Annotated in this window: 21 protein-coding genes; 8 read left to right on the top strand and 13 right to left on the bottom strand. The window is 45.8% G+C overall.

The window, feature by feature from the left end; translation table 11 throughout:
- Position 1: 1 nt before the first annotated feature.
- The 5 genes from fliL (at position 2) to R7Q47_RS01505 (ending at position 3,471) form a co-directional block, all read left to right on the top strand.
- Complete coding sequence (gene fliL, locus R7Q47_RS01525) at positions 2-502, top strand: flagellar basal body-associated protein FliL (RefSeq protein WP_005375011.1); 501 nt, start codon at positions 2-4, stop codon at positions 500-502.
- A gap of 12 nt (positions 503-514) precedes the next feature.
- On the top strand, positions 515-1,243 hold the full coding sequence (locus R7Q47_RS01520; RefSeq protein WP_005375008.1) for a FliA/WhiG family RNA polymerase sigma factor: 729 nt from the start codon (positions 515-517) through the stop codon (positions 1,241-1,243).
- A gap of 10 nt (positions 1,244-1,253) precedes the next feature.
- Positions 1,254-2,111: a flagellar motor stator protein MotA gene (gene motA, locus R7Q47_RS01515; protein ID WP_005375006.1), complete on the top strand. Its 858-nt coding sequence runs from the start codon at positions 1,254-1,256 to the stop codon at positions 2,109-2,111.
- The gene (locus tag R7Q47_RS01510; protein WP_115386813.1) at positions 2,111-3,106 is read left to right on the top strand and encodes a flagellar motor protein MotB; all 996 of its coding nucleotides are present in this window, start codon (positions 2,111-2,113) and stop codon (positions 3,104-3,106) included. Before motA ends, R7Q47_RS01510 begins: the two co-directional genes overlap by 1 nt.
- Positions 3,107-3,183: 77 nt before the next feature.
- A complete protein-coding gene (locus R7Q47_RS01505) occupies positions 3,184-3,471 on the top strand; it encodes a hypothetical protein (RefSeq protein ID WP_005375002.1) in 288 nt (95 codons plus the stop codon).
- On the opposite strand, the gene R7Q47_RS01500 is transcribed toward R7Q47_RS01505, so the two are convergent.
- The 4 genes from R7Q47_RS01500 to R7Q47_RS01485 all read right to left on the bottom strand — a co-directional run bounded on the left by R7Q47_RS01500 (position 3,468) and on the right by R7Q47_RS01485 (position 5,014).
- A complete protein-coding gene (locus tag R7Q47_RS01500) occupies positions 3,468-3,686 on the bottom strand; it encodes a DUF6500 family protein (RefSeq protein ID WP_005375001.1) in 219 nt (72 codons plus the stop codon). The two genes, R7Q47_RS01505 and R7Q47_RS01500, sit on opposite strands and share 4 nt — an antisense overlap.
- 10 nt (positions 3,687-3,696) lie before the next feature.
- Complete coding sequence (locus R7Q47_RS01495; protein ID WP_005386881.1) at positions 3,697-4,074, bottom strand: PH domain-containing protein; 378 nt, start codon at positions 4,072-4,074, stop codon at positions 3,697-3,699.
- Between the two features lie 112 nt (positions 4,075-4,186).
- The gene (locus tag R7Q47_RS01490; protein WP_005374999.1) at positions 4,187-4,402 is read right to left on the bottom strand and encodes a TIGR02450 family Trp-rich protein; all 216 of its coding nucleotides are present in this window, start codon (positions 4,400-4,402) and stop codon (positions 4,187-4,189) included.
- Positions 4,403-4,540: 138 nt separating this feature from the next.
- Positions 4,541-5,014, bottom strand: coding sequence for an HPP family protein (locus tag R7Q47_RS01485; protein ID WP_005374998.1), 474 nt, complete (start codon positions 5,012-5,014; stop codon positions 4,541-4,543).
- Positions 5,015-5,112: 98 nt separating this feature from the next.
- Between R7Q47_RS01485 and R7Q47_RS01480 the strand changes: the two genes are divergently transcribed.
- Positions 5,113-5,658: a TetR/AcrR family transcriptional regulator gene (locus R7Q47_RS01480; protein ID WP_054574902.1), complete on the top strand. Its 546-nt coding sequence runs from the start codon at positions 5,113-5,115 to the stop codon at positions 5,656-5,658.
- A gap of 84 nt (positions 5,659-5,742) precedes the next feature.
- Here R7Q47_RS01480 and R7Q47_RS01475 read toward each other — a convergent pair whose 3' ends face one another.
- Together R7Q47_RS01475 and R7Q47_RS01470 are read right to left on the bottom strand one after the other, a co-directional pair.
- The gene (locus R7Q47_RS01475) at positions 5,743-8,181 is read right to left on the bottom strand and encodes a formate C-acetyltransferase/glycerol dehydratase family glycyl radical enzyme (protein ID WP_318088563.1); all 2,439 of its coding nucleotides are present in this window, start codon (positions 8,179-8,181) and stop codon (positions 5,743-5,745) included.
- Between the two features lie 2 nt (positions 8,182-8,183).
- Entirely contained in the window at positions 8,184-9,125 is a 942-nt protein-coding gene (locus R7Q47_RS01470) for a glycyl-radical enzyme activating protein (RefSeq protein ID WP_033906693.1), read from the bottom strand.
- 256 nt (positions 9,126-9,381) lie between these two features.
- Between R7Q47_RS01470 and R7Q47_RS01465 the strand changes: the two genes are divergently transcribed.
- The gene (locus R7Q47_RS01465) at positions 9,382-10,056 is read left to right on the top strand and encodes a fructose-6-phosphate aldolase (RefSeq protein ID WP_248486139.1); all 675 of its coding nucleotides are present in this window, start codon (positions 9,382-9,384) and stop codon (positions 10,054-10,056) included.
- A gap of 108 nt (positions 10,057-10,164) precedes the next feature.
- Here R7Q47_RS01465 and R7Q47_RS01460 read toward each other — a convergent pair whose 3' ends face one another.
- The 5 genes from R7Q47_RS01460 to R7Q47_RS01440 all read right to left on the bottom strand — a co-directional run bounded on the left by R7Q47_RS01460 (position 10,165) and on the right by R7Q47_RS01440 (position 14,279).
- A complete protein-coding gene (locus R7Q47_RS01460) occupies positions 10,165-10,299 on the bottom strand; it encodes a hypothetical protein (RefSeq protein WP_255201262.1) in 135 nt (44 codons plus the stop codon).
- Positions 10,296-10,724, bottom strand: a complete 429-nt coding sequence (locus R7Q47_RS01455) for a DUF2809 domain-containing protein (RefSeq protein WP_017634425.1) — start codon at positions 10,722-10,724, stop codon at positions 10,296-10,298. The genes R7Q47_RS01460 and R7Q47_RS01455 overlap by 4 nt, the downstream gene beginning before the upstream one ends.
- Positions 10,711-12,051 carry a cell envelope integrity protein CreD gene (gene creD, locus R7Q47_RS01450; protein ID WP_176311342.1) on the bottom strand — a complete coding sequence of 447 codons (1,341 nt, stop codon included), beginning with the start codon at positions 12,049-12,051 and terminating at the stop codon, positions 10,711-10,713. The genes R7Q47_RS01455 and creD overlap by 14 nt, the downstream gene beginning before the upstream one ends.
- A gap of 75 nt (positions 12,052-12,126) precedes the next feature.
- Entirely contained in the window at positions 12,127-13,569 is a 1,443-nt protein-coding gene (gene creC / locus R7Q47_RS01445; RefSeq protein ID WP_104980176.1) for a two-component system sensor histidine kinase CreC, read from the bottom strand.
- Positions 13,569-14,279, bottom strand: a complete 711-nt coding sequence (locus R7Q47_RS01440) for a response regulator (RefSeq protein ID WP_248486137.1) — start codon at positions 14,277-14,279, stop codon at positions 13,569-13,571. Before R7Q47_RS01440 ends, creC begins: the two co-directional genes overlap by 1 nt.
- Positions 14,280-14,538: 259 nt before the next feature.
- On the opposite strand from R7Q47_RS01440, the gene R7Q47_RS01435 reads away from it, so the two are divergent.
- Entirely contained in the window at positions 14,539-15,051 is a 513-nt protein-coding gene (locus R7Q47_RS01435; protein ID WP_005374970.1) for a DUF2799 domain-containing protein, read from the top strand.
- A gap of 34 nt (positions 15,052-15,085) precedes the next feature.
- Here R7Q47_RS01435 and R7Q47_RS01430 read toward each other — a convergent pair whose 3' ends face one another.
- Both R7Q47_RS01430 and R7Q47_RS01425 read right to left on the bottom strand, forming a co-directional pair.
- The gene (locus tag R7Q47_RS01430; RefSeq protein WP_053303884.1) at positions 15,086-15,544 is read right to left on the bottom strand and encodes a GNAT family N-acetyltransferase; all 459 of its coding nucleotides are present in this window, start codon (positions 15,542-15,544) and stop codon (positions 15,086-15,088) included.
- Between the two features lie 24 nt (positions 15,545-15,568).
- Positions 15,569-16,039 (bottom strand): GNAT family N-acetyltransferase, encoded by a 471-nt coding sequence (locus R7Q47_RS01425; RefSeq protein ID WP_054579371.1) that lies wholly within the window; start codon positions 16,037-16,039, stop codon positions 15,569-15,571.
- Between the last annotated feature and the right edge of the window lie 24 nt (positions 16,040-16,063).

Raw genomic sequence — 16,063 nt, 5'->3', positions numbered from 1 at the left:
TATGACCAAACAACAAATGATCGCCCTGTTTATCGCCATGATCATCACCAGTGCCCTCGTTTCGGCCGTCACAATTATGGGCGGAATCTGGTACTTAAACAAACACGCTCAAGAGTCACCTGACTCTGGTTCACTGATCGAAGACTCTCCACTGTCTTTTTTGGTCACAGAACAACCGACAAGTAAAGGTCCTAGCTTCCATCCTTTGGACAAAGTCGTTTTGACCGTTAAAGGCAAGAAACAGACTCACTTTGTGATGCTAGAACTGGCAATTGAGACACGCCGTCCAGAGCGTATCAAAGAGATCGATGAATACATGCCTATGGTACAAAACTCTCTATTAAAACTGTTTAGCGACAAAACGTTTGATCAGTTACAGCAAGCGGGTGCCATCGATATTCTGCAAGACGAAGTAAAGCAAACGCTTCTACTCGCTTTTGCTAAAACAGACATCGTCCGAGAAATCGACGATGTTTTGTTGACTAAATATGTTGTGCAATAACGGAGCACAACCATGTTAGACATGAATGTACAAGACACTTACACCACAGAAGAGGAAGTGACAACACCGTCACGACCAATTGATGAAAACGCATTGCTACAACGTCATCAGGTCATGGTAAAACGCGTAGTTAACCAGCTGCGCGTTCATGCCACTTCTCACTGTAGTATTGAAGATATGCAGCAGATAGGCCTTATCGCTCTAGTCGAGGCTGGACGCCGATATGGCGATGTTGACGATCCTCACTTTCCTGCTTTCGCCGTTTGTCGAGTTCGGGGAGCTATTTTAGACGAATTACGCCGACTAGATTGGCGTTCACGTAAGACTCGTCAACAAGCCCACGAGCTCAACGACGTGACTCGAGATCTCACTCGAACGTTAGGTCGAATGCCAACGGATGCCGAAATCATCCAGGCTTTAGGGACGAATGAGCAAGATTATTACAACCGCCAAAATGCCGCTCTCGCAGGCGAGATGCAAAGCCTTGACCAACTGATGGAGAGCAGCGGTGATAGCTACATTGGCGGGCAATACGATGGCATGGAACATGAACATATTCGTCGTAGTTTAGACAGTGCTTTGGGTAAATTACCTAAGCGCGATCAACTGCTCCTGACTCTGTTCTATCAACATGAACTCAACTTACACGAAATAGCTCTGGTATTGGATCTGACACCACCTCGTATATGTCAGCTTCACAAACAAGCGCTGAAACAACTCAACCAATTAATGTCCTCTTAGGAGTCACAAGATGCAAAAGTTTTTTGGAGTGCTCACTATCCTGGTGTGCGTCTTCGGTGGATATATGTGGGCCGGTGGTAGCTTAGGTGCTATCTGGCAGCCAGCCGAATTCCTTATCATTATTGGCGCCGCTGCTGGTTCTTTGATCATCGGTAATCCGCCTCATGTACTGAAAGAAATGCGTCGCCAAGTGCCAGCGACCATTAAAGGTCCAACAGAAGAGCATGAGTACTACATGGAATTAATGGCACTACTCAACAACTTGCTAGAGACAGCGAGAAATCGCGGATACAAGTTTCTGGATTCTCATATTGAGGCTCCGGAGCAAAGCTCTATGTTCCTCGCTTACCCGACGATCGCAGAAGATCATCGCCTAATTTCTTTCATTACTGACAATTTACGTTTAATGGCAATGGGACAGATGTCGCCTCATGAATTAGAGGGACTGCTAGAGCAAGAAATCGAAGCAATACAGAACGAAATGCTTTTACCTTCACGCTCACTACAGCGTACAGCAGAAGCACTACCTGGCTTCGGTATTCTTGCAGCAGTTGGTGGCATCATTATCACCATGCAAGCTATTGATGGCTCAATCGCTATGATTGGTTATCACGTTGCGGCAGCTCTCGTTGGTACATTCATTGGTATTTTCGGTTGTTACTGTGGCTTAGATCCACTAAGTAACGCCATGGCTCAGCGAGTAAAACGTAACATGACTGCTTTTGAGTGCGTTCGTGCAACCTTGGTTGCCTACGTAGCGAAAAAGCCGACATTGCTCGCCATTGACGCTGGTCGTAAACATATTCAGCTAGACATCAAACCAACATTCAACCAAATGGAGAAGTGGTTAGCTGAACAGGAGGGATAATGCAAAAACAAGAGCATGTAGTGTTCAAACGTGCCAAAGTATACAGCCATGATGAGTCATCTCATGGCGGCGCGTGGAAAGTCGCGTTTGCTGACTTCATGATCGCCCTAATGGCGCTGTTTCTTGTACTTTGGGTTATGCAGGTGGTAGACAAAGAAGAGCGTAAAGCGATTGTTGCCCACTTGCATAGTTCAAGCGTATTCGACAAGAGTTACGGCAACCCATTTGATACGTCACAAAGTATTTCTCCTATCGACTTGGCACAGGATTCTTCTGTGCCAAGTAAACACAACTCCAACCATGTGGTAAGCTCTTACTTCAAAGGTGATGGGGATGGACCAGAAATTGATTCTTTGATTCCTGGTAACTTCGATACTCAAGAGCAACTTGCCGCACTAGCGAAAGTAATTGAGCAAATGACTGCCCAAATTAATGCGCAGGGAAATGTAAACGTCACGGTGACACCACAAGGTTTGCGTATCGTCCTTCAAGATGATTACAAACAGCATATGTTCAGCCGTGGTGGTGCAGAACTTACTCCTTTTTTTGAAGATTTACTGCTCGCACTAGCACCTGTATTTCATCGTGTTAACAACCCTCTGATCATCAGCGGACACACAGATGCAATTCCATTTAAAAAGCGTTTTGGTCGTCAATCTAACTGGGCGTTATCAGCCTCTCGAGCAGACGTAGCAAGAAATACGTTAGTAGAAGGCGGTATGCCGGATGATAGAGTAATGCAGGTAACGGGTATGTCAGATAGAGCGCTGCTTAATCCTGATGAGCCAGATTCTAGCGAAAACCGTCGTATTGAGCTGTTTGTTTTAACGACTCCTGCCGCTAAAGTGCTTGAGACCCTTTTTGGCAACCACCAAGAAAGCGAACTGCAAAAAGCAAAAGAGAAGGCTGAATTCAACCAACCAGTCATTCGTCAAGAAGTCATCAATTACTCCGGCGATACCGCCACCAGCGAAGTAAAAATTCAAGAATTATAATCTTAAAAGGTCACCACTCTGATGGTGACCTCTCTAACCAAAGCCTCTGTTACTGTGACTTTTTAGTTGAGTTCTATATGCACATAACATCATCCGAAAAAAGAAAAAGCGACTTACTAAAGAAAGCCTTTTTATGGCTCATTGTCTTCGATTACCTTTTATTGGCGTTTTTCTTAACTCAGCTATCAAGTATGACACTAAACAGCGGAACCATGATCAGCTTGTTACTTGTTGTTTATAACGTCTTACTTGTTTCGCTATGTTTTCAACGAACCAACAAGCAGGACTCTTACATTATCTACCCTGTTTTGTCCGCAACGTTATTAGCATTTGTCTGCTTTCTTTACTTCTTTTTTTTAATTTAGCTCCCCGACTCGACCATTGATTTTACTTTTACTGCTTTTTCGAAGTGGTCGAGCTGATGAGTCTGAATCCACCACGTAGCCGCTTCCATCAACAGCTCTGGGTCGTCATTTTTATTAGCGAAAAACGCATAAAATGAGAGACCAACCAATTCACCTTTACTCGCGATCTTTTTGTCACAGACCTCTATAATTTTGTCTCTCAGCGAAGCTCTCATTTCTAATCCCTTAACCTAGTACATACTCACTAACCATACGGTTGAAAGAAATCAAATCAAACGAGCCTTTAATTTCAAAACGCACTCTTCCCACCTCACTCATGAAGAACTCGATTTCACAATCCAAATCAAAAGTACCAGAGGTCTCGATAGAAAATGCATTGATCTTACTGTAAGGCAAAGAAGTGTAATCCACTTTTGAGCCGGTAATCCCTTGCACATTTGCCGCTATAACTCGCTTGTTCGTAAACACCACTTGGTCACGAACTGTTTTAAAAGCAGCGAAAATAGTCTCACCATCAATCAAGAACTTAAGGAAGTCTTCTCTGGCATTAGAAACGTCAATCGGCTTAAGCTTAAATACAGAGGAATTGTCGAAATCAATCATAATTAATCCTTTGAGTGGGCGTTAGAACGAATTATCAACGTATCAGATAGCACCACTTTTGCCTACTCGCAACGCACGTTTCTGCTTGATTCGCCCAACAACGAAGCGTCACTCACTTCCACCCTTGCATCCATTGCTCAGAGTCTTTTAGGTCTTGCCAGTTCATCTCTCGGTCGCGTTTACTCATGACTGCCTCGATGACACATCTCACAACGTTACCATCTTCATCTAGTTCCATTTCTGTCACGACAAAATGCTTCTCTTTGTTTTTAGGTGAAATTGCCGTCCATTTACTGTGCAATAGTTTCTTAGGGTGGATTCTGTTCATCGCATTGTACCAATTTAACTACCATGTTGATGTATACGACTGAATACCAAGAGAGAATCAGATTTTGTTTTTGCAAACCGACAAAAGATAAAACCGCAAAAGAGATCACTCCCTTTCGCGGCTCTAACTACAATCCGACTAGGTCTTCTGACCATTCAATCGAGGGTTTAAGTACTGACTTTGGAGCAACTGTAGCCCTTTACCGACCAGAACAATCACTACCGCGCCAATCAGGACAGGCGTGAAGAGAAAACTCCATCCCTGCCCAGACGCCATGATCAAAATTGGATTTGCCCCCGCAGGTGGATGAGTGGTCTTCGTAATCAGCATCGCAGACACACCTAGCCCCGTCGCAATCGCGAGCGTGACCGGCGTGACGTCAACATACTGGCTAAACGCAATACCGATAGATGCCGTGATGAAGTGACCAATGATCACGTTTTTTGGTTGAGCGAGAGGGCTGCTAGGCACCCCAAACACCAGTACTGCGGTAGCACCAAATGGTGCCATCAGGAGTACAACCTCCGTCAGTGATACCTCAGCGTAGGACAATACGCCAATAGCCAACGTAGCGCCAAGCCCGGCAACCAACGATAAAATTAAATTATTCATAAACACCTCAAAGTAGACCGAATTGTCTACAAAATAAAATAGACAAATCTGTCTACCTTTGTCAATATGTGTTTATGGAACTTTTTGAGGACATAGTTATGAACAAAAAGAAACAGTTATTGATCGACACAGCTTTGTCACTGTTTTATAAACAAGGCATCAACTCTATTGGCATCAATGAAGTCCTCAATGTTTCCGGCGTGGCTAAACGCACGCTATATAACCATTTTGAGAGCAAAGAAGCGCTTATCATCGCCGCATTAGAACAACGCCACCAAGTATTTATGGAATGGTTGGAGGAAAAGCTTTCTTCAGCACAAACGTGCGCGGAGGTGATCGATCAGTTATTTACAGCACTCAACGGCTGGTTTCATGGCTCTGAAGAAAAGCTGGGTGAGTTTCGCGGTTGCTTTTTCATCAATACGTCCGCGGAATTCAGTGACGACAGTGGCGAGATCGCAACGTATTGCCGCTACCATAAGCAGCAAGTCAGAGAGCTAATTCAACGCTATCTCAAATCAGACAACGCTTCATTACTCGATGCCATTTGCATCATGAAAGAGGGCGCGATCACTACCGCTTACATGACGAAAGAATACGACAACGTCACGAAGAAATGCGTGACCATTTTGCACAAGCTGTAATGCGGTCAGGTATAGTCATTCGCGAATTAAGTATTCAAACCAAAGGCACCAATCGGTGCCTTTTGTTTTACTTAGTGAGTGTACTTACAGCTCGTGCTCAGTACGTGCGATGATGTCATCTTGCGCATCTGGTGATAGCGCGGTGAAGAAGGCCGAGTAGCCTGCAACTCGCACAACAAGATCACGATATTGTTCAGGGTTCTTCTTCGCAGCTAGCAAGGTCTCACGAGAGACAATGTTATACTGCACGTGCCAACCTTTGTGGTGGTTGAAGAAGGTACGAATCAACATAGAAAGCTTGAGCTTATCCCCTTCAGACTCAACCGCTGCCGGGCTTAACTTCTGATTAAGCAGTACGCCACCAAGGATCTTATTTGCTTGGATCTTACCGACCGAATTGTACACAGCCGTTGGACCTAAACGGTCTGAGCCAGATGACGGGCTTGCACCTTCTGCCAATGGCGTTTTCGCTTTACGACCGTCTGGCGTTGCCATGGTTGAAGCACCGAATGGGACATTTGCCGAGATACTTGATGTACCTGCGTAGTAACCGCCGCCAATTGGACCACGCCCATGACGCGTATTAACGAACTGCTCTAGCTCATCAATGTACACTTGGTACGCGTCTGCGAGCAGTTGGTCTACCGCGTCATCATCGTTACCGTATTTTGGTGCAAAGTTGATAAGACGTTGGCGAAGCTGCTCGTTCTCCATGCCGTCGAAATCTTCTGCCAATGCTTTTGCTAGCTGTTGTTGTGAGATAAGGGGCTGAGTGATTTGCGCATCATCGAAAACAAGGTGCTTGATAGCTGCTAGGCTATTACCTAAGTTTGCGATACCGACTTGTAAGCCAGATACCCAATCGTATTTCGCGCCACCTTCTTTCACGGTTTTACCGCGAGCCAAACAGTCATCCACCAGCGTTGAACAGAAGATGTCTTGAGCTTGCTGTTCAAGTACGCTGTCGACTACTGTATCAATCTCAATCGATTTACGGGTGTAGTAGCGGATTTGCTCTGCCCAAGAAGCCGTCACTTGCTCAAAGTTCTCAAAGTTGCCTTTTGCTAATGACTTATCGTGCGGCAAGAAGGCTTTACCCGTTGTTGCATCCACACCTTCGTTCAATGAAGCGAGCAGGATACGAGCGAAGTTAATGAAGCTCATGCCCGTACAACGGTACCCCCATTTGCCCGGAACCGCCGTCTCGATACAGCCGATAGATGCGTAGTTGTAAGCGTCTTCTTTCTCTACGCCAAGCTTGATGAATTCAGGAATGACAATCTCATCGTTGTTGAACGCAGGCATACCGAAGCCGCACTTAATCACCTCGATACAGCCCATTAAGAACTCTTGGTTCAAACCTTCGTGGTAACGAACACTCAAGTTAGGTTGCGTCGAACGCAGCTGACCACAAGATTCCAGAATCGCCCAAGAAAGTGGATTCACTGCGTCTTCTGGATCACCCTTTTCATTCAACTTCTGACCGCCGATACACACGTTTTGATACAGCGGAGAACCTGCGGATGCTTTTGAGTGCGCACCAGAGCGAATCTTGTTTACTTCAAGTAACTTCAACCAGCAGCTTTGCAGCAGCTCTAATGCAAAGTCTTTTTCAATCGCGCCGTTTTCGATATCGCGAACATAAAATTCGTTTAGGAATTGGTCCATACGACCGAAAGAAACCGAGTGACCATTCGATTCGATTTGTAGCATCAACTGAACGAAATAGCTCAACTGCAGTGCTTGCCAGAAGTTTTCTGGTGCGTGGCTCGCGACATGACGACAGTTTGCCGCAATGCTTTCTAACTCAGCTTTGCGCAGCGGGCGTGTCTCTTCTAGCGCCATTTTTGACGCCAATTCAGCGTAGCTCACTATGTGATCTTGAATCGCAAGCAGTACGATTTCGACCGATTTGTAGAACTGCTCTTTCTTCATGCCTTCAAAGGTCGAAACATCATTGTTAGCACGGTGCTGACGAACATCCTCTAACAAACCGTTCATGCCTAGCTTCAAGATTTTCTCGTTGTCCACCGCAAGGTGCGCGTCACCCGAAGTCATGTTGCCTTCGGCTTTAATGATGGTGCTGGCTAAGATTTCTTGCTGCTCATCAGTGAACAAGCCATAACAACGGTCTTGAACGGTTTTACCGCGCCAGTACGGCGTGATACTGTGGATGCTTTGTTTATCTTCTTCGGTGACAGCAAAGCCAGCACCTGGTCGGTCGGCTAGCTCATCAATTTCCGCTTCAATCCAACGTACAGTGTATTCTGGGAACATAGGCGCAGCGCGCACTTTGCTCGCTTGGTTACCGACGATCAATTCATCGTGTTTAATCCAAATCGTACGAGTGCGTAAGTGCTCTTGCAGTGCTAGCGCACGTTGGACAATCACAGGTTTGTCTTCGTTTGCTTGATAAGCACGAGTGTATGCCTCTGCACGCTCGGTACAGACAGGTGGCGTTACGATATTTACCAGTGCCGATTTGTGCGCTTTGATACGCTCAGGAAGGTAATTCAGGTCCATAGTTAACCTCTTACAATCACGTTAAGTTGGGTGTTTTCGCTTGCGTATTGCATGGCGCTTTCTAGCAGTTCTGGTTTGTTTAATGGCTTGTCAGAACACTCGTAAGGCATATCGAGCAAGCGGTATTTATTGATGCCGAGCGTGTGGTACGGCAGCAAGTGAAGTTCTTGGCAGCTTTCTAGTGAAGCCGCAAAATCGATGATGTCTTTCAACTCTTCGATGGTGTCATTGAACCCCGGCACCACTGGAACGCGAATCACAATGCGTTTCGCGATAGGTGCCAGTTTTCGGAAATTGTCTTTGATGCGTTTTAGTGAACCTTTCGCCCAGCTAAGAAACTTTTCTTCATCGGTGTGTTTTAAATCCGCCAACCAACAATCGATATGCGGCGCGGCTTTTTCGACGTTCTTCCACGGCACATGCATGCACGATTCAATCGCAGTCGAGACTTGGTTGTCATGCAGACGCTGTGCGAGTTCTGCCACCAAATCCGCTTGCATGAGTGGCTCACCACCGGAGAATGTCACGCCACCTTGGCTTTGGTCATAGAAAGGTTTGTCTTTCATTAAGGTGTCGAACAACATGTCTGATTTCGCCTCTTCACCGCAGACAGTCAGTGCTTGCGTAGGACAGACGTCTCGCAGCGCGATCAGTTGGTCTTCTTTGATGGCTTTGCGATTGATGATGATCTGGTTGTCGATACGTTGAATACCATCACCCATCATTTCACTACCCGCTGTAGATTGAGTTGTGGCTTGATAAGCAGAAACGCACAGCTGGCAACCTTCCATACAACTTCGCTGATCAAATAAGAGTGAATGCTTTTCGCTGCGGCTTTCTGGGTTTTGACACCAAGGGCAAGACAAGCTGCATCCTTTAAGAAAAAGAATGGAACGAATGCCATCGCCATCATGGGTAGAGAATCGTTGGATATTGAAATACATCTCTGCTTGCCTCTTGGTTTGTGCTACTGCTGTGTACCTAATTCGTTTCTTTTGCTCGTTGAGTCTTATGAACAGCTTTTGTGTTTTCTAACTGAAAGCTTCATTTGAGCGTTTACAAGTTTCACTTGACTTTCATTTAATGAAATTATTATGGTTTCAAATGAAATTTCAATTGATCAAAATCAAGATCTCGTTCGATTGTCAGATCTATAGTGATCCCATCATCAAAACGAAGATTTTGTTTAAGGTAGAAACCATGATTGAACTTTATTTAGATACTGCTGATGTGGCAGAAGTAAAACGCTTTAACCAGTGCCTACCGCTAAAAGGCGTGACGACAAACCCAAGCATTTTGGCGAAGTCAAAGCAGGGACTGAATGAAACCCTCGCAGGTATGCAAGAAGCACTTGACGGGACACCTCGCTTTCATGCTCAAGTCGTGAGTTCAACCGTCGAAGGTATGCTGGCAGAAGCGCGCCAACTGAATGAATTGCCTTACGACATGGTGGTAAAAGTGCCAGCAACAGAAACCGGCTTAGCGGCAATTAAGCTAATGAAAAAAGAGGGAATTCAGGTTCTTGCCACCGCTATCTATTCAGCTCAACAAGGGTTCCTTGCAGCACTGTGCGGTGCAGACTACCTAGCACCTTACGTAAACCGCATTGATGCGATGAACGGCAACGGTGTTGAGGTGGTCGCGGATCTTCAATTGTTGCTCGATCAAAACCAACTACCAGCGAAGATTTTGGCAGCCAGCTTCAAGAACACTCAACAAGCGATGGAGGTGATGAAACTGGGCATCGAAGCCATTACATTGCCAACCGATGTGGCGGCACAAATGTTCACTCACCCAGCAGTAAAACCGGCGGTTGAGCAGTTCGATAAAGACTGGAAAGAGACGTTCGGCGAGAAACTTTCATTTGAAAGTTAACTAAAAGTAAGAACTCAATATCTTAGTCAATAATAAGGGAATCTTAACTCACCCTGTGCGCCGGTGAGTTAAGATTCCCTTTTTGTATTTCATATAAAGAGGCGAGGTTTACAGCAGTTCTCTATTGGTCAGTGACCAAAGGTACACGCGCTTGAGTAAACTGATTTTGAGCCTCTTACGAATACCTCGTTTGGAATGTCGAAGTCGGTCTGGCAGCACAATGGCTTTCATTTCGGTTTTCATTTCTTTTCCATCCACCAACACAGTAGACCTCCGATGCAGTAAGCCAGCAGATCTTTCCAATCAAATGTGGCGCCCAAAATTACAGCCAGAGGCGATGAAGATTCGATACCAAGCCAAACCGTAACCTGTAACAATTGCCCTAACTCAACAGCAAACGCAATCAACACCACCAGTGAAACCAGCCAGTTAACGGGCATGGAGAACAAGCTTGCAAGAAAGTAGTAGAGCCAAACCACAACGAGAACATCACCAAATGTCGGACGAATAAAGCTGTCTCGAACATAGAGCGCAATAACGACCAATGCGATAAAACACACCAAGCTTTTGAGTCCATTTTTTGCAGATAATCGCAGGTGGATAGCGGACGTCTCTTCCACCATATCGCTTGGCTGACCAGTGAGAGTTGCTCGCTTAAACGTCTTCATGATTCGCCTTTGCACTTTCTTCTGCTTTCTTATTTCGGGCGTACCAGTCGACGTTGCGTGTAATGACCATAGTGAAGCTCAAAATCGCAAAACACAGTAATGTCCCCATCACCAATGCGTAGCTTTCTGCTTGTAGCAAGCCAAACAGTAATCCGTAGAGAGTAAGTAAACACGCTCCGAATATCGCGCCGTGTTTGGTGTTGCTCAACATACCGCTCACGTACACACTTAAAAGCCCCGTCGATGCGACTGCTGACACTACATACGCCCAGTTAAAGCCGAGGTGTTCACTCATCGAAATCAGCAACAGATAGAAAAGCGCTAAAGCCAGACCAATAAAACCGTATTGTACTGGGTGAACCGGACGCGCCAGGAACAGCTCCAGCAAGAAGAAACTCGCGAATACTAATGTGATAACCAACAGTGAATAGTTCACAGCTCGGTGGGATTTCAAATAATGGTCCACGGGATCAATCAAATCTACGCCCATTTGTCGCTGTTCAAGCTCGTGACAAGCGTGATTCGATGACAAACAGCTTTGGAACAGCTGCGCGATATTGGTTGAGAAGTTGTTGCTCGCCCATTGCGCGTTAAATCCATCTTCAGATACCTCTGACGACACCGGTAAGTAATCACCAATAAAGCTTGGATGCGCCCATGCTGAAGAGAGCTCCACTGTTGTTTGACTGCCAATTGGTGTGACTTGAAGCTGTCCCATCCCTTGTAGCAAGAAGTTAAGATCGAATGCCAAAGGTTGTTTTGCGTTTAGGTCTGCGGGTGTTAGAACACTGTGGAAGCCTTGTGGTAACTGATCTAACCCTGTTCCCGGTGCGACTTCGATGTCAGCACTCGCCATAATCATGTCATCCAAACGAATCAATCCACGGCTGTCTTCAATGCCAACCACTAGGCTCATGTTTTCAATATCAAGCCCCTGCAACGCCGCGAGATCGTCTGCATCAAAAGTGCCTTTCAGTGCCACTTGTGCTTTGTATAAACGCGCACGGTAAATACCTCGGTACTTTTCAAAACTGTCCAGATTTGCGCTCATATCAAAAGTGCTAGGTAGGAGGAATTTACGACGCTCTTTAATCTGTACTTTGTCATCTCGGTAACTGGTTTCGGTGTAGTTAACCATGATGAATGGGCCAATGATGCGCTGTTCGCCGCTGCTGCTGCGTGCGATGTCGTTTCTGACTTCATCTTGGCGATATGAGCGTTCTGAGATCAGCCCTGTGACCATTGAAAGCGGGATTTGCAGTAAGACAAACAAAAACAGCACGAAGGCGAACTTCGTGCCGAGTTGGTTATTGAGGATCTTTTTCATGTTTCATTCTCCATTTGCTGATGGAAGTAATCTAAATCAGCAATTTGGAGAACGAATGGAGCTAATGTGGAGTTTCTATGGAGTTGGTAAAATCAGGGTCACTTTCACGCCAGAATCGACGTTTTCGACTTGTAACTGACCTTTGTGCAGCTTGATCACTTGCTCAACAAAATTCAGCCCGAGCCCAGTGCTCTTAACGCCATTTTCCCGAGCGAGGGAGTAGAAGCGTTCCGTCAAACGCGACATCGCGTAGTCTGGAATGTGAGGACCTGAATTGAAAATCGACAGGCACATTTTCTCTTTCGCGACCTCAGCTTTCCATTCAATGCATCCCTCCGAATCAACAAAATCCAGCGCATTGTCCATCAAGTTAAAAACGGCTTGTTTCAGTAAGAAGGCATCACCAAGCACGGCGAGATGGTCATCAATTTGGATGTTGGCAATCACCGACTTTGCACTCAAGCGCGCATCCGCCGATTCAACCACTTCATTGACCATTTGTTTTAGCGAGATAGCTTCGACTTGCTCTAGCTCGGGGCGCTTTTCAAGACGAGCCAGTTCGAGCAACTTATCAATCAATGACTGCATGCGGTCGCTTTCTCGCTCAATGTTGCCAGCAAAGCGCGTGACCTTTTCTGCAGGCAACGGCATTTGCAATATTTCACTCGCGCCTTTAATCGCTGATAACGGGCTTTTCAGCTCATGAGTCAGCGTCTGTACGTACTCTTCCACATATTGTTTACCATCGAGTTGATTGCGCATCTTCTCTAATGCGTCGCTTAGCGTGCCGTACTCATAAAAGATACGAAATGTCGGCTTAGAGACCTTTTCACCTTCACCCATTTTGGTCGCGTAGTCTTCTAGCTTGTTCAGTGCTGAGTGAATTCGCCAAGCAAACAATGCCCCTGCCAATAGCACTAAACCACTCATCCACACCATCCAAAACAGCACATTGCGTTTAGAAAGATCGATGAAGGGTTGTACTGAGCGATTGGATTTTGCCACCGTCACGCTGCCAATGATTTCACCTTTGTGGTAAATGGGCGCAGCCACGTGCATAACGGTTGAGAGCGGATCTTTCGGGTCTTCGATGGTACTGCGCGCGCCGTATTGACCACGCAACGTGAGATATACATCGTTCCATTGCGAGTAGTCTTTGCCTACGTCTTGCTGCCAAGAATCCGCAATCACAATGCCTTGTTTATCGGTAATGTAAATTCGATGGTTAATCGCTTTTTTGCCAATTTCCCAAATGCGCGCTTGAGGCTCTCGCTGCCCATAAGCCGCTAGTAGTTTGGAGAAGCGACTTTCAGACAACTTTCCGTTCGCAACATCTTCTTCTGCCAATACTGCAAGCAAGTTCGCCATATCCACCAGCGTCTCTTCGGTGGTTTGACGCACGGTTGGCTTAAGTTCTTGGACGACCGTTTTGCTCACCATGTAAGCCGTCATTCCGACTAAGATGAAGTAGAGAAAAAACAGTCTGAGTCCAAGAGGGATCTTCGGCCAGCGATTCATCATTCACCTTTAATGCAGTAAAAGTAACCAAAGCCACGCTTGGTACAGATGCGTTCAGACATCTCAAACGGCTTCAACTTATGGCGAATGGCTTTGATGTGGGTATCAATATTGCGCTCGTACGCAGCTTCCGGCGCCATGTCAGCAGCGACCATAATTTGCTCTCGGCTCAATACATTGGAAGAGACAGAAATCAGTTTATCGAGAATCTTAAATTCGACCGCAGTTAACCCAAGCATTTGCCCGCCAACACCGTAGTCGAAGTTCTGCGCAACTAAATCATGGTTCAAATGAGGTTGTTCTGGAACAGCTACAGGCTCTGGTTTGTCCTCCATCATTGGCGCTTTAGCTTTGATTCGAAGTTTAATGCGAGCCAACATTTCGCGCGGGCTAAATGGCTTAGTCACGTAATCATCCGCGCCAATTTCCAAACCGACTACGCGATCAATTTCATCGCTTCTTGCGGTGAGAAAGATTATGGGAATATCAGAAAACTCACGGATGGTTTTGCATAATTCAAAACCATTGCCATCCGGTAAGCCTACGTCTAAGACAAGTAACGCTGCGGAGTTGTGCTGCAAAAAAGCTAAGCCCTCTCCTGCTGTTGTAAACCACTCTGCGTGGTAGCCATCCATCTCTAATACATGAATCAGGTTCTCTGCGATAGCAGATTCATCCTCGATAATAAGGACGGTGGGTTGTTCGCTCAATGTCTTAGCCTCATTGACGGTGTTTATCTTTATGTTGGTATTATCACTTAATTTGGGGCCAAGGCTAGTGGATTGATGCAGCAAAGGCGCAGTTCGTGGATAATACTAATCAAACACACTTCTATTCAGCATAATAAATTTATCACTTAGATTAATGAGTCACCACAATTGTGAATACAATGATTTCAACCATTGATATGAACAGTGTTCATTTTAAACTCAAGTTATCAATTCGATTTTATTTAAAGGACAGTCACTGATGAAAAGAGCGCTAATCCCCCTGGCTTTACTGACTTTGCTCTCAGGTTGCGCCAGCATGTCTCCGGATGAGTGCAAAACGGCAAACTGGTACAACGTAGGTTATCAAGATGGCCGAGACGGCAACGATCCAAACATTATCAATAGCTATACCGAAGACTGTGGTGAAGCGGGTGTGACACCCGACCGAGCTAAATGGAAAGAAGGCTTTGATAAAGGCACTATCCAATATTGCTCACCAGACAATGGGTACACTGTCGGTATCGAAGGCAAAGAATATTACGGTGTATGCAGCAGCAAAGAGTTTATTGAGAACTACCAGTTAGGTCATCAAGAATATCAACGCCAGCAACGCATCCAACAAATCGATACTGAAATCTCGGTCATCGATAATCAGCTTGATGGCAATCCAGACAAAGATAATGCCAAGAGACTGAAAGAGAAGAGAAAGCGATTGGCTGACGAGCGTTCAAGCCTCTTGTCGCCAACCATCAACTTGAATCTGAATTTCTAAATCGATTGGATTTAGCTTCTAAAAATTCATGGCCCTAGCTCAGTTCTAGGGTCATGAATTGACTGTTCGGATCGAGTTCGTAATCCCCGAACGGCTCGCAGTACACAAAGCCATGCTTTTCATACAACAGGCGCGCTGGTTTAAAAAACTCCATCGAGCCCGTTTCTAAACTCAAGCGCTGCAAACCTTTTTGCTTCGCTTGCTCAATCACATGAATCAATAATTGAGATGCCACACCTTGGTTTCTTGCCGTAGGCGTGGTGCGCATGGATTTCAGCTCCGCGTGTTGGTCATCCAACTCTTTAATCGCCGCACACCCAAGCAGTTGCTCACCTTTCCATCCGGTCCAAAATGTCACTTCTGGCGCTTTGAGCTTATCTAAATCTAACGCATGCACGCTTTCTGGTGGTGACGTGGCGTACATGTCCTGTAAATGTCCTTCCAACAGCGCTATCACTTGCGACCGTTCTAAATTGTCGATTTCAATCCTCATCTTTCCATCCTTGGTTTTTCATAGCTAAAGCGGCTGTCTCATAATGTGCTGCGGTCCAACAGGGCCGCCGTGGTAAAGCTCATTGGTATCTTCAAACCCTGATTTTAAATAGCACTGATAAGCAGGTATGTTGCGGCAATTCACAGTGAGATAAAGCGCATCAAATTCGGGATAATGGCGTTTGGCGAAATTGGCAAACTGTTGAATTGCTCGCTTGGCGATGCCTTTGCCTTGATGACGGTGATCCACCAGCAAAGCACGCACGCCTAAACTGTTTTTCGGGCAAAAATCGTATTTCTCGCTGTAAGCTGCATCAAATAGAAAAAAGCCAACCACGTCATCGTCCGCCAGAATCAGATGCGGAAGCTCTGTGGGTTCAAGACGTGTAAGCATTTCACCCACATCCGCGACCGTAAACTGCGATTGCTCTTCTAGCACGCTAAGTTCGCAAGTTTGTTCATGTCGCTCAGGCGAATACTTTTCAATGGTAATCATAATCTTCCTTGTTGTTTTTATGCT

It is taken from the genome of Vibrio sp. Vb0349 (assembly GCF_033338975.1).
Note: the sequence above shows the minus strand (reverse complement) of the source record. Positions and strands in the feature narration are given on the sequence as shown.